The sequence below is a fragment of the Polymorphum gilvum SL003B-26A1 genome (assembly GCF_000192745.1).
Classification (GTDB): Bacteria; Pseudomonadota; Alphaproteobacteria; order Rhizobiales; family Stappiaceae; genus Polymorphum; species Polymorphum gilvum.
In genome coordinates, this window is sequence record NC_015259.1 from 3,787,169 (window position 1) to 3,810,731 (window position 23,563).

The following is a 23,563-nucleotide window of genomic DNA, read 5'->3' on the forward strand; positions in this document are numbered from 1 at the left end:
CGTTTGGCGGCGTATCAGCAGTCTGACGGCCGCGCGTGGCGCGGCCGTCGCCAACGGTGGCGGCGGCGCTCAGGCCAGCGGCGGGATACGCAGGACCTGGCCGGGATAGATCTTGTCGGGATGGCTGAGCATCGGCCGGTTGGCCTCGAAGATCTTCTGGTACTTGGAACCGTCGCCATAGGCCGCCTCGGCCACCTTCCACAGGGTATCGCCCTTCTTCACGGTGTGGAAGGTCGCCTCCGGCTCGCTGGCGGCGACGGCGATGTCCTCCTCGACCCGGGCGATGCCGAGCACGTTGCCGGCGGCGAGAATCAGCTTCTCGCGCGCCTCCTGGGTGGGCGCGGCGCCGGCGATCTTCACCGTGTCGCCGGACACCTCGACCTTGATGTCGCCCTCGAGGCCGAGGTCGGCGACCTCCTTCTCGATGGCCGCGGCGCCGGCAGCCCCGGCATCCTCGCCGCCGAACAGCTTCTTGCCGGCGTCCTTGACGAAATCGAAAAATCCCATGACGTCCCCCTTCCCTACCTTCCTAAAGAAACAGATGCGGCACAAGTCACCCCTTGATAGCCGCGCCGAAGCGGTCCGCGCAACGCGCATTTTCCCTTACGGAAGATCGGCTTGACGGGTGAATGAAACGCAGGCGACCGCATCGGCAGACACGACCGCCCGGTCCCTGAAAGAGCGGCCGGGCCGCTCAGCCCTTGCGCTTGACCTCGATCTTGCGGGTCTGCTCCTGCGCCTCGACGGGCTTGGGCAGGTGCACGGTCAGCACGCCGTTGTCCATATGGGCCTCGACCTTGTCGGGATCCGGCGCGAAGGGCAGCGTCATGGCGCGGCGGAACGAGCCGTAGCTGCGTTCGGTGACGTGCCGGTCCTCCTCCTTGATCTCCTTCTCGGCACGCTTCTCGCCCTTGATGGTCAACAGGCGGTCGGAGACGGAAATGTCGATGTCCTTCTCGGCGACACCCGGCAGTTCAGCGGTCAGTTCCAGTCCCGCCTCGGTCTCCGTGACGTCGATGGCCGGGAAGCCCGCGCCGAACCATTCGACGTCCGGCAGCTTCTTCTGCACCTCGCCGAACAGACGGTTCATCTCCTTGCGCATCACCGCGAACGGATCGCGCTTGTCGTCCCAAAGCGTCGGCAACAGAGCCATGGTTCACTCTCCTCTTGCGTATGGCCGGCCCGCCAGGGCCGGCAGTAACGACAGAGGGACGGTGCCGCCGACGGCCTCCGTTTTCATTGATCCCGATCAATCGAGGCGTGTGCGTCACACATCCTGCACCGTGACGACCGTGAAGGTGTGCAACTCGCCGTCCTCGTCCTTGATCGAGACGTATTCGCCCGGCGCGAAGGCATGGGCACCGAAGCGGTAGCCGGCCTCGTCGTCGTCCTCGCCCTCGATGTCGTAATGAAAGGCCCAGGAGCCGCCTGGGCGATGGACCAGGTGGCCGATCTCCCACTCCTCGTCGCCCCAGAAGCGGCGCACCCGGCAGCGGTCGCGCTCCTTCTTCCACAGGCCGGCATCGATGTGGCCATCGGCGTCCAGCGGGGCGACAAATTCATAGCCATGGCGAGCGGAGCCGTTCGGGAACTCCTTCGTCCGGGCCAGATTGAGCCGTATCTTCTTGAGTGCCGGAGCGGTGGTCATCAGGGGCGTCTCCTCGGGGTCGCGTTCGCTTGTCGTTCGGCGCAGGCGGACCGCCGATCGCGGTCCGTCCATACGGTTTGGCAAAACTGTCACCGGCTGGCAACGAAACATTGAGCAAGATCAATCCGGAGCGTACGAAACTGGGGAACAGTTGCGAACGGCCCGCGCGCGGCCGCACCCGTACGGGCGGCGCCAGACCGATGGGAGAGGCCGATGAACGACAGTCAGGAGCGGGTGTTCTCGTTCCTCGAGACACCGGCGCCGGAGGGCGGCGCGGACGGCAAGGCGGTGCGCATCGACACCCACGCCAACGCGGTGTTCCTGAGCGGCGACACGGCGCTGAAGGTCAAGCGCGCGGTGAAGTTCCCGTTCCTCGACTATTCCACCCTGGAGAAACGCCGGGACGCCTGCGAGCGGGAGATCGCCTGCAACGCCCGCTTCGCGCCCGGGCTCTATCTCGGTGTCGTGGGCATCACCGAGACGGCGAACGGGCGTCTGGCGCTCGACGGCGACGGGCCGGCCATCGAGTATGCGGTGCGCATGCGCCGCTTCGACGAGACCCGCACGCTCGACCGGATCGCCGAGGCCGGCCCCTTCGACGACACGCTGACCGACGCACTGGCGCGCATGATGGTCGCCGCCCACGAGGCCGCCCCGCGGCGCGAGTCCGGGCCGTGGATCGCCGACCTTGCCGCCTATGTCGAGCAGAACGATGCCGCACTCCACGGTGCGGCGGAGTTGTTCGCGCCGGCGCGCGTGCGCCAGCTGACGGCAGCGGCACGCGCCTGGCTGGCGCGGATCAAGGACCTGATCGAGGCGCGCGGACGGCTCGGCCTCGTGCGGCTTTGCCACGGCGACGCGCATCTGCGCAACGTGGCGCTGATCGACGGCAGGCCGGTGCTGTTCGACGCGATCGAGTTCGACGACGCCATCGCCACCGGCGACGTGCTCTACGATCTCGCCTTCCCGATCATGGACCTGTGGGAGCGCGGCCAGCAGCGCGCCGCCAACCGCCTGTTCAACCGCTACTTCGACTTCGCCCGGCGCGAGGCGGACGGCGACGCGCTGGCCGCGCTGCCGTTCTACCTGTCGATGCGCGCCACGATCCGCGCCAAGATCGCCGCCGCGAGCGCGGCGCAGCAGCAGGACGAAGCGCACCGGCAGGCCGAACAGGCGCAGGCGCGCGCCTATTTCGACCTGGCGCTGGCGGCGCTGGAGCCCGACACGCCGCAACTCGTCGCCATCGGCGGGCTGTCGGGAACGGGCAAGACCACGCTCGCCAACGGCCTGGCGCCGACGCTCGGCCGCGTGCCGGGGGCGCGCGTGCTGCGCTCCGACATCGAACGCAAGGCGCGGCTCGATCTCGCCGAGACGGACAAGGCGCCGCCCGAGGCCTACAGTCAGACGGCGTCCGACGCGGTCTACCAGGTGTTGCACGAGCTTGCCGACCGGGCGCTGGCGGGCGGCCATAGCGTCGTGCTCGACGCCGTCCACGCCAAGCAGGCCGAACGGGCGGCGGCACGGGCGACCGCGGCGCGCAGCGAGGCGGATTTCCTCGGCCTGTGGCTGGAGGCGGGCGCGGCGACGCTGAAGGCGCGCGTCGAGACCCGCCGCGGCGATGCCTCGGACGCGAATGCGGCCGTGGTCGAGATCCAGCTCGGCTATGATCCCGGGCCGATCGACTGGGTTCGCATCGACGCGTCGGACGGCCCCGAAAAGACCCTGGAGCGGGCGCTGGCGGCGCTGTCAGAGCCCGCCGGCGCGGGCAGCCGCGGCAACGGCGATGCCGACGGCAACGGCTAGCACGTCCTTGCGCACCAGCCCCATGACCAGTGCGGTGGCGGCCAGGCACAGGGCGGCGGGCAGGCCGCCCTTCAGCGCGATCGGCAGGATGGTGGAGACGATGATCGCGCCCGGCAGCGATTCCAGCCCGCGGCGGACGCGGTCGGTCAGCGGCACCCGACCCATGACGAAATAGCCGCCGGCGCGCAGGGAATAGGTGACCGCCGCCATGGCAAGCACAGCGGCGACGAACAGAGCGTCGGCGGAAAACAGCCCCTCAGTCATCGACGAAGGCCCCCGCGAGCGCGCCGGCAAGCGCGCCGGTCAGGATGCCCCAGTAGCCGCCGAAGGTCGCCCAGGTACCCCAGGCGACGACACCGGCAAGGCCCCAGCTGACAGTCTGGCGCCGGCCCTTCCACAAGGGCACGAGCAGCGCCGTGAAGAAGGCCGGCATGACGAGGTCGAGTCCGTAGCGGCCAGGATCGGCGAGCAGGGCGCCGAGAAAATAGCCGGGCACGACGCTTGCCGACCAGACGACCCAGATGGCGAGGCCGCTGCCGAGATAGACGCCCCAGTCGCGACCGCCCTCGTTGTAGTGGCGCAGCGCGATGAGCCAGTTGATGTCGGTGAGCAGGAACAGCGCGGGATAGGTGTGCAGCCCCGGCACGGTGCCGAGCCAGGGGCGCAGGCTGGCGCCGATCAGGAGCATGCGCAGGTTGACCGCTGCAGTGACGCCGACCATGGCCAGCAGGCCGGCAAGGGTCAGCGGCGCCGCATAGACCTCCATGGCGACGAACTGGGAGGCGCCGGCGAAGACGACCGAGTTGATCAGCAGCGTCTCGAGGAAGCTCAGACCCTTCTGCGCGGCGACCGTGCCGAACACGGCGGCAAAGACGACCGTGCCGGGCAGGACCGGCAGGGTGAGGCGGGCGCCCAGCAGCGTGCCGGCGAGGGTGATGCGGGTGGGTTCGGTCATGACGGTCGCAGCGGAACGGGACGAGAGGAGAACGGAAACGCAAAGGGGCGCTGAGCCCGGAGGCGGATGCGGGGACGGGAGCGGAGCATGGCCGGCGGCGACGGCAAAGACCAATCGATTCTTGTGATGCACCCATTCACGGCGCGCGGCGCCGCACCGGAAGCGGTCAGGTCAGCACGCCGTAGATCATGCGCGCACCGGTGAAGCCGAGGAACAGGGCGAACACCAGCCGCAGGCGCGCCGGCGGGATGGCATGGGCGATGCGGGCGCCGAGCGGGGCGGCATAGACCGAGGCCGGGATGATCAGGAAAAAGCCGACCAAGTTGACGTAGCCGAGGGACAAGGGCGGCCGGTTCGGCACATCGAGACCGTACCAGACCGACATCAGCGTGCCGGGCACGGCGATGATCAGGCCGATGGCGGCCGCGGTGCCGACCGCCATGCGGATCGGATAGGAGAACAGGGTCAGGATCGGCACGCCGAGGGTGCCGCCGCCGATGCCCATCATGACCGAGACCGAGCCGATGAAAAAGCCGAGCGCCTCGCGCAGAGGCGTGCCGGGCAGGCGCTCGGCCAGCGCACTGCCCTCGCGGCGCAGGAGCATGTTGGCGGCGACGGCCAGCGCAACGACGCCGAACACCAGCGTCAGCGCACCGCCGCTGAGGTTGCCGGCGAGCGTCGCGCCGGCCAGCACGCCGGCGGCGATCGGCAGCCACCAGCGCTTGAGCAGCGCCATGTCGACGCTGCCGCGGCGATGGTGGGCGAGCGCAGAGGAGGTGCCGGTGGCGACGATGGTGGCGAGCGAGGTGCCGACGGCCAGATGCATGAGCACGGCCTGTTCGATGCCGAGGGCGGTGAACATGTAGTAGAGCACCGGCACGATCACGATGCCGCCGCCGACGCCGAGCAGGCCGGCGGTGAGGCCGGCGACGACGCCGGTGGCGAGCAGCGCGGCGGCGAGCAGCGCCAGGGACAGCAGGCTGAAATCACCCATGGGCGGGAAGACCTTCGACACTCGTCGCCCGGGCGGGCGGTACAGGTTGGGGCGCGACTATAGGCGCGCCGCCCCGCCGGCGCCAGCGGTGGCGTGCGCCGGACCGGCGCCAGGGCCGTGGGGGACGAACCCTACAGTTCCTCCAGATAGCGGGAATAGGCCCAGCCCTGCTGGCCATCGGCGGTCAGGATGCGCACCCAGCCCCGCACGCTGTCGGAGACCATCACCACCTCGGTGCCGTTGTCCATGCGCATGATGACCGGTCTGTCGTTGCCGGGGCCGCTTCTCAGGTTCAGGTATCCCGACTGCTGCGAGTACACCCGGTGCGTGGCGACGTAGTCGGCGGGCACGGGCGCGGCTTCGTCGGGAAAGACCTCGCGCACGAAGCGGTCGGTTGCGCTGCAGAAGCTGTCGGAGGGAATTCCGTATTGCCTGCCCAGCCGCGCGAGTTCGGCGGGCGCGTCGTCGCGCCGGACGGCGGCGACCGCGACGGCGAACCAGCCGTTGCCGCTTTCGAAGATCCGCGCCGCGTCGGCAAGTTCGCCGGCCATCCCGCGCACGAAGGTCCTGGCCTCGCCGACCGTGCGGCGCGAGGCCACCATGAGCACGCAGCGGTCGCGTCCCAGACCGATCCAGTCCGGGACGTCGGGCCGGGCGGCCGCTGCGGCTTGTGCGGCAAGCGCCCGCTGTCTCTCCGCCTCCTCGGCGCGCAGGCGGGCCTCCTCCCGGGCGGCCTGGTCGCGGCGGAGGGCTTCCTCCCGGGCGGCCTGCTCGCGGCGGAGGGCTTCTTCGCGGCGGCGGGCTTCCTCTTCGCGCCGCCGGGCTTCTTCTTCGCGTCGGCGGGCCTCTTCCCTTGCGGCCGCTTCGCGCCGCCGGGCCTCCTCGTCGGCCGCCGCCTTTGCCGGGCGAACGTCGAGCATGAGGTGCAGGGCCTCCTGATAGAGCGCCGACTCGCGATCGGCACCGGCAAGAAACCGCGTCAGCGCGTCGTGGGCACGGTCGACCTGGTCGAGGCTCCAGGCCGCCCGGGCCTCGAAAAAGCGAAGCTCGCCGGCGTCGAGCGAGGGATCGAGGCGCCGCAGCGCCTCGATGTGGCCCAGGACGGCGGCGTGATCGTTGCGGGAGATCGCCCGTTCCAGACCGGCCATCTCGAGGTCGATCTCGACATCCTGCGAGATGGCTGTCTGGGCCGCCGCCGGCATCGGCTGGACCGGCGAAAGGAGGACTGAAAAGAGCGCCAAACCGGCGATCGGCAAGAGCTTCATGACGGGCATCCTAGTTTTCGGACAGGGTCCGGCCTGCCAGCACGCGTCGTGCCTCGGCCTCCTCGGCGTCCAGTTCCTGCCGCGAGCGCCGGTGCTCGGCTTCGGCGCGGGCGAGGCAGGCTGGATGGTCCTGCGCTTCCCATCTGGACATGGCGCGCGCATGTTCGGCGCGGCGATCGGCGTTGATGCGGGCGCGCTCCTGTTCCCGTTCCTTCTCGCGGCGGGCGTTCTCGCGCGCCCGCGCGGCCCGCGCATCGCATTCCGCCTGGCTCTTGCAGGGCGGGGGCACCGCCTGCAGGCAGAAGGGAACGCAGCGATCGTCGCGCTCCAGGCGGAGCACGGGTCGGCCGGCCTCACAGGCGGCGCGGGCGTCCTCGAGCGCAGCGTCCAGTTGCGCGCGCTCGTCGTCCAGCGCGGCGAGGCGGACTTCCGCCTGCGCGCGCCGACGCTCGTTCTCGCCGCGCTGGAGCGATGCAGCGAGCCTGTCGGAGAGGGTCGTTGGCGCCCCGGTCCGCCCGTCGGCGGGCGAAGGGTCTGCGGCGCCATTGCCGGAGGCCACCCTGTCCAGCAGCGACCGAAGCCGCGCCTGGCGGGCGCTTGCCGGCCCCGCGGCCGGCTCTGCAGTCTCAGCGGACTCAGGGGTCTCCGCGGACTCAGCGGTCTCCGCGGCTTCCGACGCCTGCTCCGCCCGCGCCTTTTCGGCCTGCTGCCGTCGCCATTCCCCGATCAGGCCGTGAAAGCCGAAGCTCGCCGACATGACCACCGGATAGGCCTGGTCGTGGAACGCCGTCCCTACCGCGGAGCCGGCGAAGGTGCTGCGCGCACGATCCTCGGGCATGAAGCGGCCGCCCAGCCCCTCGGTACACCAGTCCGCGCCGAGGCGCTCGGGCAGGGTCGGCCGCGACGCCGGATTGTGGCCGTGCCAGCAGAAGGTCCTTGTCAGGGAATAGGCGGACGGGATGCCCCAAACGGGCTGGCTCTCGGTTCCCACCAGTCCGTTGGGGCAGGACAGGGCGGTGTAACTGCCGAGCAAGCCGGTCTGCATGACGAGACCGACGTCGATCACGGAGAGAAGGTGCCGGTTGCTGTCGCCGACGACGATTTCCGCCGGTTTGCCGGCGTCCGTGAAGCGCACTGTGCCGCGCAGGTTGCGCAGCCTGATGCCGCAGTTGACCAAGGGTTCGCCGACCAGGACGCCGGCGCGATAGAGCCAGTCAAGGTCGAAGGTCAGGTGCGCGCCGGTCACGATGCCGGCAGCGCCCTTGCGCACGACGACGTTCGAGAGCGTGCCGCTGCGCTCGACGTCGACGGATTGAGCGGCGGCCGTGCCGGCGGCGTGGAGTGCCGCAACGCCAGCGAGCGCCGCGATCAATATCCATCTGCAAATCGCATCAAGAAACGGCATCCTAACAACGTCTTCCCGAAATCATTTTCCGATCAATTCCAGTTCCTGTCCGGCAGCGAGCGCCGAAAACCGATGGCTTCCGGGCCGTTCCGCCCGTGGCATGACTTTCATCCGACACCGGTCTTCTGGCGTGTGGCGGAAATTACTCGTCCCAACCCGGCCCAGGCCCACCGAAACCGATCGACATAGTGGCCTGAGCGGCAGGGCGGGTCAATTCTTCATGGGCCGCACAGCGGTACCGGCGCTGGAACGATCCGTTGCGAGGCACAGGCATCCGCAGCGGCGGCCATCACAGCTTCCGGTCCTGCGGGTGTGTCAACATCGGAGAGGGAAGAGAGGATGGTACAGACGGGTGGATTCGAACCACCGACCTTCGGAGCCACAATCCGACGCTCTAACCAACTGAGCTACGTCTGCACGGGCGGCAAGGCGGAAGGGCCTTGCGGAAGTGGCGCGGACCATAGTGAGAACGGGCCGCGTTTGCAAGAGGTCTTCTAGCGCCTCGCGCCGGCCCCGACAAGGGGCGAGTTGGGGGCGACTTGGGGGCGAGTTGGGAGATGAGATGGCGCGATCGGCGTGCGCCGAGCGCGCCGACGCCCGTTTGCCGTAACCGCCGCCAGATCTTTAAAAAAAGGACGCCCCGGGGCCGTGAAGCCCCGGGGCGTCCCGCATTCTCATCCGGACGAAAGGCCTCAGGCGGCCTTGAGGTCCTTGAAGGTCTTCTCGACCGCTTCCTTGACCGGCGCGGTGACGTCGGTGGAGAACTTGGTCGCGAATTCCTGCATGTCCCTGGCCTGGGAGCTCAGCGCGTCGAACTGCTGGCGGGCGAAGGTCGACTGCAACTCGATCGCCTCGGCAACCGTCTTGACCGACATCAGGTCCTTCACGAAGGCGAAGGTGGCATCGGTGTTGGCCTTGGCCGCGTCGACGGCCTTCATGTTGAACTCGACGACGCCCTGGCGGGAGGTCTCGAAGGTGTCCTCGAGCAGGTCGGTGGCTTCCTCGGCCGCGGTCTTGACCTTGGCATAGGCGTCACGGGCCTGTTCGATGCCCTTCTCGGTCATCTCGCGGACCATCGCGGGAACTTCCATCTTCGGCATGGCAAAAGCCTCGAAATCGGCAAAGGGGGACTTGACCGCGGTCTTGGCGGTCTTGGTGGCGCGGGTCTTGGTCACAGCCTTGTCCGCAGCCGGCGCAATGGTGTCAGTCATGATCTCATCTCCTGATTCATCGGATGCGATCACATCAAATCTTCCGCCCGCGCCATCCATGAGCGCAGGCCCTACCGTCATCCGCACTGCCAATATAGGGACACTTATATTGCATTGCAATATTTTTTTGCATTGCACAATAGACGGCAATGAAAGAGGATCCGCCGGCCGCGGGGACATGGCGCCGGACGGGCATCGGACAGGCGTCGGGCGGGCATCAGGTGCCCGCCAAAGGCGTCAGACAGCACAAGCGGGGGCGAGCAACTGCCCGCCACGATCCCGCCGGCAGGCTTAGTCCCTGGCCGCCTTCGTCGCCTCCTGGGCGGTGCGGGTCGCCGTGTCGGAGAACTCGCGCGCCTGTTCGCCGAGCTGCTCCATCTGGCGGCGCAGGTAGTCCTGCTGCAGCTTCATCATCTCCTCGACGTCCTTCGCCCGCACCATCTGTTGGGCGAAGCGGAAAGCAGCGTCGACGTGCTCCTCGGCATAGCCGAGTGCCTTGCGGTTCATGTCCGCCGCACCGCTCTGCACGGCGGAGGTCGATTCCTCGACGTTGGAAACGGCCTTCTGAGTCATGACGATGAAGTCGTCGAAGGCCTTACGCGCCTGGTCCACGCTCTTTTCCGCGAAGTCCCGCATCTGATCGGGGATCTCGAACCCCTTCTTGTCCGCCGTCATCCAGTGCACTCCCTTGTCGCCTGCCGGCCCTGCCCGCGGTCTGCCGCATGACCGATGTCCCGGGACATCGCCGCAGCCGGTCTCGCAGACGTTCCGGGCGAAATCTTGGTACCATGGCGGGGTCACAACCGCAATGAGTCCCGGCCGAACACACCAATCCACGGCTGCGGCCGGAGGCTACGGCGGAGTTAACCACACAGCAAGTCCCCGTCCGGCATTGGGGGGCGCGAACGTGGACGCCTCCCGGCTTTGACGGTATTAACGAGGAGTTACCGGGAGGCGACCGCACAGACGATCCGGTATCAGCCTTCGGCGCGTTGGAGTTGAGCCATGGACGACCATCTGAAGACCTTCATGGATCTCAGCGCGCTGCCGCAGACGGCGGCGGTGATCCACGAAGCGCAGGCGGCCTGGCTGTGGTCGGCGGACGGCAGCCGGATCCTGTGGGCGAACGCCGCCGGCGCGGCCTTCTTCGGCGCTCGCGACGCCGCGGCGCTCGGCCGTCTCCGGGGGCTGGACCGCGCGCCGGCACGCCCGCACATCGCTCGCATCGCTGCCAGCGGCCCGCTTGAGCGGGCCAGCATAGACCGGTTGCGCTTCTACCGCGGACTCAAGGCCCTGTTGCTGACCTGCCTGTGCCGGCGGGTGACGCTCGCCGACGGTAGCGACGCGGCACTGATCATGGCGACGGCCGACACGGCGGTACCGGGGGGGGCGCCGGAAGCGGATTTCCTGGCGCTGCTCGGCAACGGGCCGCGCAGCGCGCTGCTTGCCTGCGCTCGCGGCGAGATCGTTGCGCATGCCGGCACGCTCCCCGACCCCGTCGAGGCGTTGCCGGAGGCGGCCGGCAGAACGGCCGCCGGAGAGGCGAGGGCCGGCGGACGCCGCCATCGCGCCCTTGCCGTGCGGCTCGCCGACGGCCGGTTGCTGGCGGTGGTGGACAACGAGACCCTGCCCGAGGCGGTCGCGCCCGAAGCGGAGATCCCGGCGGTCGTCGCGGAACAGGGAGGCGGAGCAGAGCCGGAGCGAGCCGAAGCGGCGGAGCCCCTGGCGGAGCGGCGAGTTGCACCGGAGGGGGGCGCTGCCGGTACGGCGGACGAGCGCACTCCGCGTTTCGTGTTCGAGGCGCGCGGGCGACCGGTGCGCTTCGCCTGGAAAATGGACATCGACCAGCGCTTCACATTCCTGTCGCCCGAATTCGCCGACGTGCTCGGCCCGGCCACTGCCGACATCGTCGGCAGGACCTGGAGCGAGGTGGCCGACCGCTTCGGCCTCGACCCGCGCGGCAGCATAGCGCGCGCCCTGCAGCGCCGCGACACCTGGAGCGGCAAGACGGTCGACTGGCCGGTGACGGACGCCGCGCTGCGGGTGCCGGTCGACATGGCCGCCCTGCCCGCCTTCGACCGGCGCCGAGTGTTCGAGGGCTATCGCGGCTTCGGCGTCGTGCGTGTCGGTGAGGCGTTCGCGGACGCGCAGGCCGCCGTGGCCGCGCGCGGTGCGGTGCAGGCAGCGGACGCGAAGGCAGAGGAGGCCGCACAGGCCGAGGCTCTGGCGGAACCACTGGCCGAACCACTGGCCGAACCACTAGCCGTGTCCCCTGCCGAGAAGCCCATCGAGGCGCCGGCCGATATCCCGGCAGGACCGTTAGCCGAGACTCCAGCCGAGACTTGGGCCGAGACTTGGGCCGAGACTTGGGCCGAAACCACAGCCGAAACCCCGGTCGTACCGCCGGCAGCGGCCTCTCCGGCCGGGATCCTGGCCGAAGTACCGGCGTCCGCCGAGGAGGCGGGGGACGAGGCGGAGGACCTGTTCGCGCGCGCCGAACGGCAGGGCGAGGCGGCGCGGATCGGCATTTCCGGCGACGCGCCGCTGCGGCCGGCAGAGATCGAGGTGGCGGTGAAGAGTCTGGCCCGCGAATTCGACGCCGCGCGCCAACGGGTCCTGACCGGCGCCACGCCGCATGCTCCGGCGGAGGCCGAAGAGGAGAGGTCGGCCCTTGCAGAGACAGAGCTGCCTCGGGAAGCGGAGTTGCCTGCGGAGGCGGAGGGGTCGAGCGCCGAAGCGCCGTGCGAGGATGTTGAGGCCGCGGCCGAAGCCGACGAGACCAAAACCCGGGAAGGCAAACCCACGGAGACCCAACCCGGGCTCCGCCCAGTCGAGGATCTGGAACCGCCGGCTGCCGTGGCGCAGCCGGACGTCCCCTCCGACGAGGCGAACGAGGCCGAGGCAGAGGGAGCCGCAAGGGCCGATGCCGGCAAGGAGGGCGCGGCCGGGGAAGCCGCCGCCGAACCCGGACCGACGCGCGGCGCGCCGGCCGCGGAAGGCGGTCGCGTGATCCCGTTCTCCGGCCGGCCGTCGACGACGGTGCCGGTCGACACGTCGCGGCTGAGCAAGCCGGAGCGCGAGGCGTTCCGCAAGATCGCCGAGGCGCTCGGCGCGCGGCTGGAGGGCGACTTCGGCGACGAGGAGCCCGCTGCCGAGGCGGCGCCAACGGCCCCCGTCCGGCCGGCGCCGGCCCCGGCGGCGCCGATCGACCCGCGCCTGCTCGACCGGCTGCCGATCGGCATCGCCATCGTGCGCGACCGCGAAGTGCTCTATGCCAACGAGACCCTACTGGCCCTCCTTGGCTACGGCTCGATCGAGGCGCTGAGCGAAGCCGGCGGACTGGAGGCGGTGTTCGTCGAGCCCGACGACCATTGGCCGGACACCGATGGCGACGACACGCTCGACGAGACGCTGAAGGTACGCGTTGCCGGCGGCGGGCTGCGGCGCGTCGACGCGCGCATGCATGCCGTGCCGTGGAACGGCGGCCGCGGACTGATGATCTCGGTCACCGAACGCCAAACGCCACCCGAGGCGCGGCCGACGAGCGAACTGGGCGAGCGCGAGGCGGCGCTGAAGGCGGCGGAAGAACGGATCGCTGAGATGGACACGATCCTGGAGACGGCGACCGACGGCGTGCTGGTACTCGACCGGCACGGCACGATCGTCAAGGCCAACGGCTCGGCCGAGGCGCTGTTCGGGGCCAGCCGCGCAGACATGATCGGCGCGCCGCTGACAGCCTACCTGGCGCCCGAAAGCCATCGCTCGGCAACCGACTATCTCGACGGGCTGGCGCGCAACGGGGTTGCCAGCGTGCTCAACGACGGACGCGAGGTGATCGGCCAGGTCGCCTCCGGCGGGTTGATCCCGCTGTTCATGACCATCGGCCGGATCGGCAACGGCGGAGAGGCGATGAAGTTCTGCGCCGTTCTGCGCGACATCACCCAGTGGAAGGCGGCCGAGGAGGAACTGACCGAGGCCAAGCGGCAGGCCGAGACGGCGAGCTCGCAGAAATCGGACTTCCTGGCCAAGATCAGCCACGAGATCCGCACGCCGCTGAACGCCATCATCGGCTTTTCCGAGGTCATGATGGAAGAGCGCTTCGGGGCGATCGGCAACGAGCGCTACAAGGAATACCTCAAGGATATCCGCACATCGGGCGCCCACATCATGAGCCTGGTCAACGACCTGCTCGACCTGTCGAAGATCGAGGCGGGCAAGCTGGACCTCAGCTTCAGCGCGGTGTCGGCCAACGATGTCGTGCGCGAATGCGTCGCGCTGATGCAGCCGCAGGCGAACCGCGAGCGGGTGATCATCCGCGCCAGCCTGCCGGCGACCGTGCCGAGCGTGGTCGCCGACCCGCGCTCGCTGCGCCAGATCGTGCTCAACCTGCTGTCGAACGCGATCAAGTTCAACAGGTCGGGCGGCCAGGTGATCGTCTCGACGGCGCTGGAGCCGAACGGCGAGGTGGTGCTGCGGGTGCGCGACACGGGGACGGGCATGAACGCCAAGGACCTTGCCGCCGCGCTGGAGCCGTTCCGCCAGGTGCATACCGCCCGCATCGGCGGCGGCACCGGCCTCGGCCTGCCGCTGACCAAGGCCCTGGTGGAGGCCAACCGCGCGGTGTTCCACATCGATTCGACGCCCGAGCAGGGCACGCTGGTGGAAATCACCTTCCCCTCGCAGCGGGTTCTGGCGGAATAGACCCGCGACCAGCCGCGCGCTTGACGGGCCGGCCCGGACCGGAGAGGTTACGCGTAGCTCCATGCTCCGACCCCGCAGCCCGCGGGGCGGCCTCTCACGGACCCGTCGATGCTGACCCTTGCCGCGATGGAAGACGCCGCCCGGATCGTCTACCGCCACCTGTCGCCGACGCCGCAATACGCCTGGCCGCTGCTGCGCGAAGCGCTCGGCGCGGAGGTGTGGGTCAAGCACGAGAACCACACCCCGGTCGGCGCCTTCAAGGTGCGCGGCGGGCTCGCCTTCATGGCCGGGCTGGCCCGGCACGCGGCGCCCGGCACCGGCGTCATCTCCGCGACGCGCGGCAACCACGGCCAGAGCATCGCCTTCGCCGCAGGCCGCTTCGGCATGAAAGCCACGATCGTCGTGCCGCTCGGCAACTCCAAGGAAAAGAATGCCGCCATGCGCGCACTCGGGGCGGACCTGATCGAACACGGCGAGGATTTCGACGCCGCCAAGGCGCATGCGGCACGGCTGTGCGAGGAACGCCGGCTGGTGTTCGTGCCGTCGTTTCACGCCGACCTGGTCAGCGGCGTGGCAACCTATGCGCTGGAATTCCTGCGCGCCTGTCCGGACCTTGCGGCGGTCTACGTGCCGATCGGGCTTGGCTCGGGGATCTGCGGCATGATCTCGGCCCGCAACGCCCTCGGCCTGAAGACGCGCATCATCGGCGTCGTGTCGGAGGCCTTCGACGCCTACGCCCGTTCCGTCGAGACCGGCGGCCTGGTGGAGACCGGCCCAGGCTTCAGCTTCGCCGACGGCATGGCGGTGCGCATGCCCGATCCGAACGCACTCGCCGTGATCCGCGAGGGCGCGGAGCGCATCGTGCGGGTGTCTGACCAGGACATCGTGCGCGCCACGCGGCTTCTCTACCGGGCGACACACAATCTCGCCGAAGGCGCCGGCGCGGCTGCGCTGGCCGCGCTGGCGGCGGAAAAGGGCGTCTACGGCGGCCACAAGGTCGGCGTCGTGCTGAGCGGGCAGAACATCGACCGCGACTGGATGGCCACGATCCTGACGGGCGGCGTGCCCGCAGCCGCCCCCTGATCACCGAGACGTGATGAGCGCGCAGGCGACCCGCCGGCGGCACGGATCGCGACCCGTGCCGTGACGTCTCCGCATACCCGGAGCCAGGGCCCGGATTTGCCTGCCGATTTTCGGCATTTTACCCTCAAGTTACATTTGAATGATTCTAAATTATTGAATTGAAAGCCTTTATTGACTTTCTGGAATGCTGTAGTCATATTTCCGCTGCGTCAGATATCCAACGACAATGGCCGGCAGAAACCGGCCCCTGGGCCAAAGGACCGGAGGAAATGATGAAGCTGCACGAAGTCCGCTCTCTCGCCAATGCCGCCCTCGTGGCGACGGCGCTCGTCTCGCTGACCGGCACGGTCGCGCGCGCAGACGGCGAGGTGAATATCTATTCCTATCGCCAGCCGTTTCTGATCCAGCCGCTCCTGGACGCCTTCACGACCGAGACCGGCGTCAAGACCAACGTCATCTACGCCGCCGACGGCCTCGACGAGCGCATCGCGGCCGAAGGTGCCAACTCGCCGGCCGACGTGCTGCTGAGCGTCGACATCGGCCGCCTCGACGGGGCCAAGCAGCTCGGCATCACCCAGCCGGTCACCTCCGACGTCGTGAACGCCAATATTCCCGCGACCTACAGGGATCCGGAAGGGCACTGGGTCGGCCTGACCATGCGTGCGCGCGTCGTCTACGCGTCGAAGGACCGCGTGGAGCAGGATTCGATCACCTACGAGGAACTGGCCGATCCGAAGTGGAAGGGCCGGATCTGCACCCGCTCCGGCCAGCACGTCTACAACATCGGCCTGATCGCCTCGATGCTCGCCCATCACGGCGCCGAGGAGACCGAGAAATGGCTCGCCGGCGTGCGCGACAACCTCGCCCGCAAGCCGTCCGGCAACGACCGTTCGCAGGTACAGGGCATCTTCTCCGGCGAATGCGACATCTCGCTCGGCAACACCTATTACATGGGCGCCATGCTGACCAACGAGAAGGAGACGGAACAGAAGGATTGGGCAAACTCCGCCAAGATCCTGTTCCCGAACGCCACCGACCGCGGTGCGCACGTCAACATCTCGGGCGTCGTGCTGGCCAAGAACGCGCCGAACAGGGACAACGCCGTCAAGCTGATCGAGTTCCTGTCGACGCCGAAGGCGCAGCAGATCTATGCCGAGGCAAACCACGAATATCCGCTCGATCCGGCGGTCGCGCCGTCCGAGTTGGTCAAGTCCTGGGGCGAGCTGAAGGCGGACACGCTGTCGCTCGACGAGATCGCCAGGAACCGCAAGGCGGCCAGCGAGCTGGTCGACAGGGTCGGCTTCGACGAAGGCCCGGCAAGCTGAGACCTGCCGCCTGCCCATCGCCAAAGGGGCGCCGCGTTCCGCGCGGCGCCCCTTTGCGTTCCCCACGGAAACCGGTAATAGCAACCGCCAGATGACCGACAGACCCGACCCTGGCGCGCATGCGGCGCCCCCGAACCGAGCGACGGCCGGACCCGTGCGCCCGGTCGAGCGCGCGTGGTTCGCGGTGGCGGCGGCCATGGCGGCGCTGGTGCTGATGCCGCTCGTCGCCATAGCGGTGATCGCCAGCGGATCGTCGGGGGACGTCTGGCCGCACCTGCTCAGCACCGTGCTGCCGCGCTCGCTGCGCACCACCGCGCTGCTCATGCTCGGCGTCGGCCTGGCCACCGGCGTTGTCGGCGTCGGCACCGCCTGGCTGGTGACCATGTGCCGCTTTCCAGGCCGGCGCATCCTGGACTGGGCGCTGCTCGTGCCCCTCGCCGTCCCGACCTACATCATCGCCTTCTCCTATGTGGAGATCCTGAACTATTCCGGGCCCGTCCAGTCGGCCCTGCGCGCCGTGTTCGGCTTCACCTCGGCGCGCGACTACTGGTTCCCCGAGATCCGCTCGCTCGGCGGCGCCATCTTCGTGATGAGCGCCGTGCTGTACCCCTACGTCTACCTGACGACACGCGCGAGCTTCCTGATTCAGTCGGCGTCCGCGCTCGACGTGTCGCGGACGCTCGGAGCGTCGCCGCTGCGCCTGTTCTTTCGCGTCGCCGTGCCGCTGACGCGCCCGGCGATCGCCGTCGGCGTATCGCTGGCGCTCATGGAATGCCTCAACGACATCGGCGCCGTCACCTTCTTCGGCGTCAAGACGCTGACCTTCTCGATCTACGACACCTGGCTGCATCGCTCGAGCCTCGCCGGGGCGGCGCAACTCGCCTGCGCCATGCTGGTGATGGTGTTCGCCCTGATCGGCCTGGAGCGGTTCGCCCGCCGGCGGCAGCGCTTCGACGCCGGCCGCGGCAAGCACCACGCGCCGTCCCGCTACATGCTGACCGGATTGCGCGCCTGGCTCGCCTTCGCGGCCTGCGCGCTGCCGGTCCTGCTCGGCTTCGTGCTGCCGGCGCTGCTTCTGGCCGACCGCGCCAGCCGTCGCCTCGACGACCTCCTCGCGCCGGCCTTCCTGTCGGCGGTGTGGAACAGCATGGCACTCGCCATCATCGCGTCGGTCGCGACGGTGGCGATCAGCGTCGTGCTGGTCTACGGCCTGCGGCTGAGCCGTTCGCCCGTGCTGCGGTTCGGCGCCACCGTCGCCTCGATCGGCTACGCGGTACCGGGCACTGTGCTGGCGGTCGGCATCCTGATTCCGCTTGCCCGGTTCGACAACATGGTCGACGCGGCGATGCGCGACCTGTTCGGCTTCGGCACCGGGCTGCTGCTGCTCGGCTCCGGCGCGGGGCTGGTCTACGCCTATGTCGTGCGCTTCCTGGCGGTCGCCTACGGTCAGGTCGACGGGGGCTTCGCCAAGATCTCGGTCCATCTCGACATGGCATCGCGCACGCTCGGGCGAAACGCCGGCCGCACGCTGACCCAGATCCACCTGCCGCTGATCCGGCCGATCCTGCTGTCCGCACTGCTGCTCGCCTTCGTCGACTGCATGAAGGAACTGCCGGCGACCATCCTGCTGCGCCCGTTCAACTTCGACACCCTGGCCACGACCGTGTTCGAAGCCGCCTCGCGCGAGGCGTTCGAGGACGCCGCCCTGCCGTCTCTGGCTATCATGCTCGTCGGCCTGCTGCCGGTGATCCTGCTGGCGCGCACCAGCGCAGCCTCGTTCCGCGACCGGGCGAGCGCGCGGACCGGCACTCCCGGCGCGCGAGCGCGCGTCGCCAGGGCATGACCCCGGTCATTGACAGGCGCGGCCCGAGGCGCCTCAATCGCCCAAAGGACCGCGACTCGGCAGGAGCCAGGGAATGGAGAAGAAGCATCAGATCAACGTCTGGTACGCGGTCGCCGCCGTGTTCCTGCTGCTCACCTTCCAGAGTTGGTGGACGGCCTACAAGACCATCGAGCCGATCCCCTACAGCCAGTTTGAGCAGTACCTGAAGGATCGGAAGATCGCCGAGATCGCGATCAAGGACAACACGATCGAGGGCAAGTTCCGCGAGCCGCAGGACGGCAAGGAGTATTTCATCACCACGCGGGTCGACCTGCCGCTGGCCGAACAGCTGACCCAGTACGACGTCAAGTTCACCGGCGTGATCCAGTCGACCTTCCTGCGCGACCTGCTGTCGTGGATCATTCCGGTGCTGTTCTTCTTCGGCCTGTGGATGTTCTTCATCCGCCGCATCGCCGAGAAGCAGGGCTTCGGCGGCATGATGACGGTCGGCAAGTCCAAGGCCAAGGTCTATGTCGAACGCGACATCAAGGTGAGCTTCAAGGACGTCGCCGGCGTCGACGAGGCCAAGCGCGAGTTGCAGGAACTGGTCGACTTCCTGCAGGACCCGGAGAACTACGGCCGGCTCGGCGCGCGGGTGCCCAAGGGCATCCTGCTGGTCGGCCCGCCGGGCACCGGCAAGACGCTGCTGGCGCGCGCGGTGGCCGGCGAGGCCGGCGTCGCGTTCTTCTCCATCTCGGGCTCTGAATTCGTCGAGATGTTCGTCGGTGTCGGCGCAGCGCGCGTGCGCGACCTGTTCGAGCAGGCCCGCAAGGCAGCCCCGGCGATCATCTTTATCGACGAACTGGACGCGCTGGGGCGCGCGCGCGGCGCCAACCCGATGATCGCAAACGACGAGAAGGAACAGACGCTCAACCAGCTGCTGGCCGAACTCGACGGCTTCGACCCCTCCGTCGGCATCATCCTGCTGGCGGCGACCAACCGGCCGGAAATCCTCGACCCGGCACTGCTGCGCGCGGGGCGCTTCGATCGGCAGGTGCTGGTCGACCGGCCGGACCGGAGCGGCCGGCGGGCGATCCTCGACGTTCACGTGAAAAAGATCAAGCTTGCGCCAGGGACCGATCTCGACCAGGTGGCTCAGATCACCGCCGGCTTTTCCGGTGCCGACCTCGCGACGCTGGTCAACGAAGCGGCGTTGCTGGCCACGCGCGCCGATGCCAAGGCAGTCAACCTATCGCATTTCACCGAGGCTGTGGAGCGGGTGGTCGCGGGGCTGGAAAAGCGCAGCCGGGTGCTCAACGACAAGGAGCGGCGCACGGTCGCCCATCACGAGATGGGCCATGCGCTGGTCGCCGCCAACCTGACCGGCGTCGATCCGGTGCACAAGGTGTCGATCATTCCGCGCGGCGTCGGGGCGCTCGGCTACACCATGCAGCGGCCGACAGAGGACCGTTTCCTGTTGACCACAGAGGACCTGGAACACCGTATGACGGTGCTGATGGGCGGACGGGCGGCGGAGCAGCTGATGTTCGGCGAAATCTCCACCGGCGCCTCGGACGACATCGAACGGGCGACGGAGATCGCCCGCGAGATGGTGATGCGCTACGGCATGGACGACAAGCTGGGAAACCGCGTCTATGCCGCGCCGCGCCAATCGTTCCTGAACCAGCCGATGGGCGACGTCACCGACGCCTCGCAGGAGACGGCGCGCGAGATCGACCTTGCGGTCAAGGAGCGGGTCGAGGCGGCGTTCCGGCGCGCGGTCGATATCCTGACGCAGCACCGCAAGGAACTGGAGGCCGGCGCGGCGCTGCTGCTGAAGCAGGAAGTGCTGACCGCCGACGACTTTCCCGCGATCCGGCCGCAGACGCGGCGCGCGGCCGCGGAGTAGCGCGGTCGCCCCAAGCGTTGAAGCGCGGGCGTCGACCCGGTGCACAGAACCGGGGTCCGGTCGCGACGACCGGGCCCCGTCGTTTTCATGTGCTTTCGGCAGGCTTCAGGCGGCAACCCACAGATGGGCGTCGGTGGCCGCCTTGACCTCGTCCATCGTCACCTCCGGCGCCAGCTCGACAAGGGCGAGGCCGCGGTCGGTGACGTCGAAGACGCCGAGATTGGTGATGATGCGGTCGACGCAGCCGACGCCGGTCAGCGGCAGGGTGCATGCCTTCAGCAGCTTGGACTCCCCGCTCTTGGACGTGTGGTCCATGATCACGACCACGCGCTTGACGCCGGCAACGAGGTCCATGGCGCCGCCCATCCCCTTGACCATCTTGCCCGGGATCATCCAGTTGGCGAGATCGCCCTTCTCGGACACTTCCATGGCACCGAGGATGGACAGGTCGATATGCCCGCCGCGGATCATGGCGAAGCTGTCGGCGGAGGAAAAGTAGCTCGTCTGCGGCAGTTCGGTGATGGTCTGCTTACCGGCGTTGATGAGGTCGGCATCGACCTCGTCGTCGGTCGGGAACGGCCCCATGCCGAGCATGCCGTTCTCCGACTGCAGGGTCACGTGGACGCCTTCCGGAATGTAGTTGGAAACCAGGGTCGGGATGCCGATCCCGAGATTGACGTAGAAGCCGTCCTGCAGCTCCTGCGCTGCGCGCTTGGCCATATCGTCGCGTGTCCAGGCCATGTCGTCTCTCCTCAAATCCCGTCAGGCTGCGCGCGTGGTGCGCTTTTCGATGCGTTTTTCGTGGCTGCCGGAAATGATCCGGTCGACGAAGATGCCCGGCGTGTGGATCTGGTCCGGGTCCAGTTCGCCGATCTCGACGATCTGCTCGACCTCGACCACGGTGACCTTGCCGGCGGTCGCCATCATCGGATTGAAGTTGCGCGCCGTCTTGCGGTAGATCAGGTTGCCTTCCTTGTCGGCCTTCCAGGCCTTGACCAGGGAGACGTCGGCGACCAGGCCCGTTTCCAGGATGTAGGTCTCGCCGTTGAACACCTTGTGCTCCTTGCCCTCCGCAATCAACGTGCCGACGCCGGTTTTGGTGTAGAAGCCGGGGATGCCTGCGCCGCCGGCGCGGATACGCTCGGCCAGCGTGCCCTGCGGATTGAACTCCAGCTCCAACTCGCCGTTCAGATACTGGCGCTCGAAGGTGGCGTTCTCTCCGACGTAGGAGGAGATCATCTTCTTGATCTGGCGCGTCTGGAGCAGCAGTCCAAGGCCGAAATCGTCGACGCCGGCGTTGTTGGAAATCGCCGTGATGTTCTTCGCCCCGCTGTCGCGCAGGGCGACGATCAGGTTTTCCGGGATGCCACACAGGCCGAAGCCGCCGGCCATGATGGTCATGCCATCGAACACCAATCCGTCGAGCGCGGCCGCCGCGTCGGGGTAAACCTTGTTCATCCTTGTCTCCTCACTACCCACCCTGGCCGAAACCATCCGTATTGAGCGCAAGCCGCGCACAGCGTCAAGACCGGCCGCCGCCGATCGGCGCCGACGCGCACGACCTGACGCGGCAATCAGGTTGCGTTGCAACAAGACTCGGAATCCCCAAGCGCGTCAACTGGGCGAAAGACGGTTCGACCAAACCGGCACTCGGCGGCGGCAGTCCCCTCAGGCCTGGCGCAGGGCCACCTGTTCGTCCTTGCGCCGCTGAACCTCGTGCCGCTTGGTGACGATCGAGGCGGCGATGACACCGATCGTGACAAGCCCGACGAGGATGGTGCAGACGGCGTTGATCTCGGGCGTGACGCCGAGGCGCACCTGCGAATAGATCTTCATCGGCAGGGTTGTCGCGCCGGGGCCGGTGGTGAAGCTGGCGATGACCAGATCGTCCAGCGACAGGGTGAAGGCGAGCATCCAGCCGGCGACGACGCCCGGCATGATCAGCGGCAGGGTAATGACGAAGAAGGTACGCGCCGGCGGGCAGCCGAGATCCTGGGCAGCCTCCTCCAGCGAACGGTCGAAGCCGATCAGGCGCGACTGGACGACGACCGCGACATAGCACATGGCGAAGGTCGTGTGGGCAAGCATCACGGTCCAGAAGCCGCGCGACTGGTCGACGGCGACGAACAGAAGCAGCAGCGACAGGCCGAGAATCACTTCCGGCATGACCAGGGGCGCATAGATCATGCCCGAGAACAGGGTGCGGCCCCAGAACCGCCCGATGCGGACGAGCACGAGCGCGGCCATGGTGCCGAGCACGGTGGCGACGCTGGCCGACAGGAAGGCGACCTTGGCGGTAACCCAGGCGGCGTCGAGCAGCTGCTGGTTCTTCAGCAGTTCGACGTACCAGACGGTCGAGAAGCCCCCCCAGACGGTGACCAGCCGGGACGCGTTGAAGGAGAACACGACCAGGATCAGGATCGGCAGGTAGAGGAACGCGAAGCCGAGCGCCAGGGACGTGACGTTGAACCAGGTGGGACCGGACCTCATGCCGCCTTCTCCGATGCCTTCTGCTGCTGGTGCTGGAACAGCACGATCGGCACCACCAGGATGAGCAGCAGTACCACCGCCACCGCCGAGGAAACCGGCCAGTCCCGGTTGGCGAAGAATTCGACCCACAGGGTCTTGCCGATCATCAGCGTTTCGGAGCCGCCGAGCAGATCGGGGATGACGAACTCGCCGACAGCGGGAATGAAGACGAGGAAGCAGCCGGCGACGACACCCGGGATGGAAAGCGGGAAGGTGATCGCCCAGAACGCCTTCCAGGGCGGGCAGCCAAGATCCTGAGCCGCCTCGAGCAGGCTTTCGTCGAGCTTCTCGAGACTGGCGTAGAGCGGCAGGACCAGGAACGGCAGGTAGGAATAGACGATGCCGATATAGACCGCCGTGTTGGTGTTGAGGATCGTCAGCGGCGTGTCGATGAGCCCGATGGCGAGCAGGGCCTGATTGAGCAGGCCCTCGCTCTTGAGGATCCCGATCCAGGCGTAGACTCGGATGAGGAACGAGGTCCAGAACGGCAGGATCACGAGCATCAGCAGCGTCGGGCGCCAGGCCTTGGGGCTGCGCGCCATGCCGTAGGCGATCGGATAGCCGACGACCAGCGTGATCAGCGTCGACGTTCCGGCGATCCAGACGCTGGACAGGTAGGATTTCCAGTAGAGGTCGTCCTCGACCAGCCAGAGGTAGTTGTCGAAGGAGAATGCGACGACGGCGTCCCGGATGCCGGCCCAGCCCTCGGCGAGGTCGAAGACGGGAAGATAGGGCGGAATGGCGACCGCGACCTCGGAAAGGGAGATCTTGAAGACGATGAAGAACGGCGCCAGGAAGAACGCCAGCAGCCAGGCATAAGGTACGACGACCAGGACGAACCGCCCCAGGGAGGCCTTGCGTCTGTCCGAAGCGAACCCATCCATGGATCCCGTCCTCCTGCCTGCGCCGGCGT

Annotated in this window: 20 protein-coding genes and 1 tRNA gene; 6 read left to right on the forward strand and 15 right to left on the reverse strand. The window is 68.3% G+C overall.

All coding sequences use genetic code 11. The features are described 5' to 3' along the window. Window positions 1-69 precede the first annotated feature (69 nt). The 3 genes from lysM to SL003B_RS17670 all read right to left on the reverse strand — a co-directional run bounded on the left by lysM (window position 70) and on the right by SL003B_RS17670 (window position 1,648). Window positions 70-507, reverse strand: a complete 438-nt coding sequence (lysM, locus tag SL003B_RS17660) for a peptidoglycan-binding protein LysM (protein ID WP_013654233.1) — start codon at window positions 505-507, stop codon at window positions 70-72. Window positions 508-694: 187 nt separating this feature from the next. Continuing rightward, a complete protein-coding gene (locus SL003B_RS17665) occupies window positions 695-1,153 on the reverse strand; it encodes an Hsp20/alpha crystallin family protein (RefSeq protein WP_013654234.1) in 459 nt (152 codons plus the stop codon). Window positions 1,154-1,267: 114 nt separating this feature from the next. Continuing rightward, on the reverse strand, window positions 1,268-1,648 hold the full coding sequence (locus SL003B_RS17670) for a hypothetical protein (RefSeq protein WP_013654235.1): 381 nt from the start codon (window positions 1,646-1,648) through the stop codon (window positions 1,268-1,270). 213 nt (window positions 1,649-1,861) lie between these two features. Between SL003B_RS17670 and SL003B_RS17675 the strand changes: the two genes are divergently transcribed. Continuing rightward, a complete protein-coding gene (locus tag SL003B_RS17675) occupies window positions 1,862-3,451 on the forward strand; it encodes a bifunctional aminoglycoside phosphotransferase/ATP-binding protein (RefSeq protein ID WP_013654236.1) in 1,590 nt (529 codons plus the stop codon). Here SL003B_RS17675 and SL003B_RS17680 read toward each other — a convergent pair. From SL003B_RS17680 to SL003B_RS17715, 8 genes are all read right to left on the reverse strand, one after another. Further along, window positions 3,395-3,715, reverse strand: coding sequence for an AzlD family protein (locus tag SL003B_RS17680; RefSeq protein WP_041375622.1), 321 nt, complete (start codon window positions 3,713-3,715; stop codon window positions 3,395-3,397). The two genes, SL003B_RS17675 and SL003B_RS17680, sit on opposite strands and share 57 nt — an antisense overlap. Continuing rightward, a complete protein-coding gene (locus tag SL003B_RS17685; protein ID WP_013654237.1) occupies window positions 3,708-4,406 on the reverse strand; it encodes an AzlC family ABC transporter permease in 699 nt (232 codons plus the stop codon). The genes SL003B_RS17680 and SL003B_RS17685 overlap by 8 nt, the downstream gene beginning before the upstream one ends. 166 nt (window positions 4,407-4,572) lie before the next feature. Then, window positions 4,573-5,400 carry a sulfite exporter TauE/SafE family protein gene (locus SL003B_RS17690; protein ID WP_013654238.1) on the reverse strand — a complete coding sequence of 276 codons (828 nt, stop codon included), beginning with the start codon at window positions 5,398-5,400 and terminating at the stop codon, window positions 4,573-4,575. A gap of 131 nt (window positions 5,401-5,531) precedes the next feature. Next, on the reverse strand, window positions 5,532-6,665 hold the full coding sequence (locus SL003B_RS23110) for an SH3 domain-containing protein (protein ID WP_148259339.1): 1,134 nt from the start codon (window positions 6,663-6,665) through the stop codon (window positions 5,532-5,534). A gap of 10 nt (window positions 6,666-6,675) precedes the next feature. Next, window positions 6,676-8,070 (reverse strand): hypothetical protein, encoded by a 1,395-nt coding sequence (locus SL003B_RS17700; RefSeq protein ID WP_013654240.1) that lies wholly within the window; start codon window positions 8,068-8,070, stop codon window positions 6,676-6,678. A gap of 340 nt (window positions 8,071-8,410) precedes the next feature. Next, window positions 8,411-8,487: transfer RNA gene (locus SL003B_RS17705), tRNA-His, on the reverse strand. A 275-nt stretch (window positions 8,488-8,762) separates the two neighbouring features. Next, window positions 8,763-9,281 carry a phasin gene (locus SL003B_RS17710; RefSeq protein ID WP_049792610.1) on the reverse strand — a complete coding sequence of 173 codons (519 nt, stop codon included), beginning with the start codon at window positions 9,279-9,281 and terminating at the stop codon, window positions 8,763-8,765. 291 nt (window positions 9,282-9,572) lie between these two features. Next, window positions 9,573-9,956: a phasin gene (locus SL003B_RS17715; RefSeq protein WP_013654242.1), complete on the reverse strand. Its 384-nt coding sequence runs from the start codon at window positions 9,954-9,956 to the stop codon at window positions 9,573-9,575. 330 nt (window positions 9,957-10,286) lie between these two features. Here SL003B_RS17715 and SL003B_RS17720 point away from each other — a divergent pair, with 330 nt between their 5' ends. From SL003B_RS17720 to ftsH, 5 genes are all read left to right on the forward strand, one after another. After that, window positions 10,287-13,982, forward strand: a complete 3,696-nt coding sequence (locus tag SL003B_RS17720) for an ATP-binding protein (protein ID WP_013654243.1) — start codon at window positions 10,287-10,289, stop codon at window positions 13,980-13,982. Window positions 13,983-14,090: 108 nt separating this feature from the next. After that, window positions 14,091-15,065 (forward strand): threonine dehydratase, encoded by a 975-nt coding sequence (locus SL003B_RS17725; protein WP_013654244.1) that lies wholly within the window; start codon window positions 14,091-14,093, stop codon window positions 15,063-15,065. 272 nt (window positions 15,066-15,337) lie between these two features. Then, on the forward strand, window positions 15,338-16,390 hold the full coding sequence (locus tag SL003B_RS17730) for a Fe(3+) ABC transporter substrate-binding protein (RefSeq protein WP_013654245.1): 1,053 nt from the start codon (window positions 15,338-15,340) through the stop codon (window positions 16,388-16,390). Between the two features lie 91 nt (window positions 16,391-16,481). Then, window positions 16,482-18,233 carry an ABC transporter permease gene (locus tag SL003B_RS17735; RefSeq protein WP_242390279.1) on the forward strand — a complete coding sequence of 584 codons (1,752 nt, stop codon included), beginning with the start codon at window positions 16,482-16,484 and terminating at the stop codon, window positions 18,231-18,233. A gap of 73 nt (window positions 18,234-18,306) precedes the next feature. Continuing rightward, a complete protein-coding gene (gene ftsH / locus SL003B_RS17740) occupies window positions 18,307-20,121 on the forward strand; it encodes an ATP-dependent zinc metalloprotease FtsH (protein ID WP_013654247.1) in 1,815 nt (604 codons plus the stop codon). Window positions 20,122-20,226: 105 nt separating this feature from the next. Here the strand turns inward: ftsH and SL003B_RS17745 are convergent, their stop codons facing one another. From SL003B_RS17745 to SL003B_RS17760, 4 genes are all read right to left on the reverse strand, one after another. After that, window positions 20,227-20,862, reverse strand: a complete 636-nt coding sequence (locus tag SL003B_RS17745) for a CoA transferase subunit B (RefSeq protein WP_013654248.1) — start codon at window positions 20,860-20,862, stop codon at window positions 20,227-20,229. Window positions 20,863-20,883: 21 nt separating this feature from the next. Next, complete coding sequence (locus SL003B_RS17750) at window positions 20,884-21,579, reverse strand: CoA transferase subunit A (RefSeq protein WP_013654249.1); 696 nt, start codon at window positions 21,577-21,579, stop codon at window positions 20,884-20,886. Between the two features lie 210 nt (window positions 21,580-21,789). After that, the gene (locus SL003B_RS17755) at window positions 21,790-22,611 is read right to left on the reverse strand and encodes an ABC transporter permease (RefSeq protein ID WP_013654250.1); all 822 of its coding nucleotides are present in this window, start codon (window positions 22,609-22,611) and stop codon (window positions 21,790-21,792) included. Beyond that, window positions 22,608-23,534: an ABC transporter permease subunit gene (locus SL003B_RS17760; protein WP_013654251.1), complete on the reverse strand. Its 927-nt coding sequence runs from the start codon at window positions 23,532-23,534 to the stop codon at window positions 22,608-22,610. The genes SL003B_RS17755 and SL003B_RS17760 overlap by 4 nt, the downstream gene beginning before the upstream one ends. Between the last annotated feature and the right edge of the window lie 29 nt (window positions 23,535-23,563).

Bases quoted from the DNA above. Each gene is read 5' to 3' on its own strand.
- lysM (WP_013654233.1), bottom strand. From the start codon at position 507: ATGGGATTTTTCGATTTCGTCAAGGACGCCGGCAAGAAGCTGTTCGGC.
- SL003B_RS17665 (WP_013654234.1), bottom strand. From the start codon at position 1,153: ATGGCTCTGTTGCCGACGCTTTGGGACGACAAGCGCGATCCGTTCGCG.
- SL003B_RS17670 (WP_013654235.1), bottom strand. From the start codon at position 1,648: ATGACCACCGCTCCGGCACTCAAGAAGATACGGCTCAATCTGGCCCGG.
- SL003B_RS17675 (WP_013654236.1), top strand. From the start codon at position 1,862: ATGAACGACAGTCAGGAGCGGGTGTTCTCGTTCCTCGAGACACCGGCG.
- SL003B_RS17680 (WP_041375622.1), bottom strand. From the start codon at position 3,715: ATGACTGAGGGGCTGTTTTCCGCCGACGCTCTGTTCGTCGCCGCTGTG.
- SL003B_RS17685 (WP_013654237.1), bottom strand. From the start codon at position 4,406: ATGACCGAACCCACCCGCATCACCCTCGCCGGCACGCTGCTGGGCGCC.
- SL003B_RS17690 (WP_013654238.1), bottom strand. From the start codon at position 5,400: ATGGGTGATTTCAGCCTGCTGTCCCTGGCGCTGCTCGCCGCCGCGCTG.
- SL003B_RS23110 (WP_148259339.1), bottom strand. From the start codon at position 6,665: ATGAAGCTCTTGCCGATCGCCGGTTTGGCGCTCTTTTCAGTCCTCCTT.
- SL003B_RS17700 (WP_013654240.1), bottom strand. From the start codon at position 8,070: ATGCCGTTTCTTGATGCGATTTGCAGATGGATATTGATCGCGGCGCTC.
- SL003B_RS17710 (WP_049792610.1), bottom strand. From the start codon at position 9,281: ATGACTGACACCATTGCGCCGGCTGCGGACAAGGCTGTGACCAAGACC.
- SL003B_RS17715 (WP_013654242.1), bottom strand. From the start codon at position 9,956: ATGACGGCGGACAAGAAGGGGTTCGAGATCCCCGATCAGATGCGGGAC.
- SL003B_RS17720 (WP_013654243.1), top strand. From the start codon at position 10,287: ATGGACGACCATCTGAAGACCTTCATGGATCTCAGCGCGCTGCCGCAG.
- SL003B_RS17725 (WP_013654244.1), top strand. From the start codon at position 14,091: ATGCTGACCCTTGCCGCGATGGAAGACGCCGCCCGGATCGTCTACCGC.
- SL003B_RS17730 (WP_013654245.1), top strand. From the start codon at position 15,338: ATGAAGCTGCACGAAGTCCGCTCTCTCGCCAATGCCGCCCTCGTGGCG.
- SL003B_RS17735 (WP_242390279.1), top strand. From the start codon at position 16,482: ATGACCGACAGACCCGACCCTGGCGCGCATGCGGCGCCCCCGAACCGA.
- ftsH (WP_013654247.1), top strand. From the start codon at position 18,307: ATGGAGAAGAAGCATCAGATCAACGTCTGGTACGCGGTCGCCGCCGTG.
- SL003B_RS17745 (WP_013654248.1), bottom strand. From the start codon at position 20,862: ATGGCCTGGACACGCGACGATATGGCCAAGCGCGCAGCGCAGGAGCTG.
- SL003B_RS17750 (WP_013654249.1), bottom strand. From the start codon at position 21,579: ATGAACAAGGTTTACCCCGACGCGGCGGCCGCGCTCGACGGATTGGTG.
- SL003B_RS17755 (WP_013654250.1), bottom strand. From the start codon at position 22,611: ATGAGGTCCGGTCCCACCTGGTTCAACGTCACGTCCCTGGCGCTCGGC.
- SL003B_RS17760 (WP_013654251.1), bottom strand. From the start codon at position 23,534: ATGGATGGGTTCGCTTCGGACAGACGCAAGGCCTCCCTGGGGCGGTTC.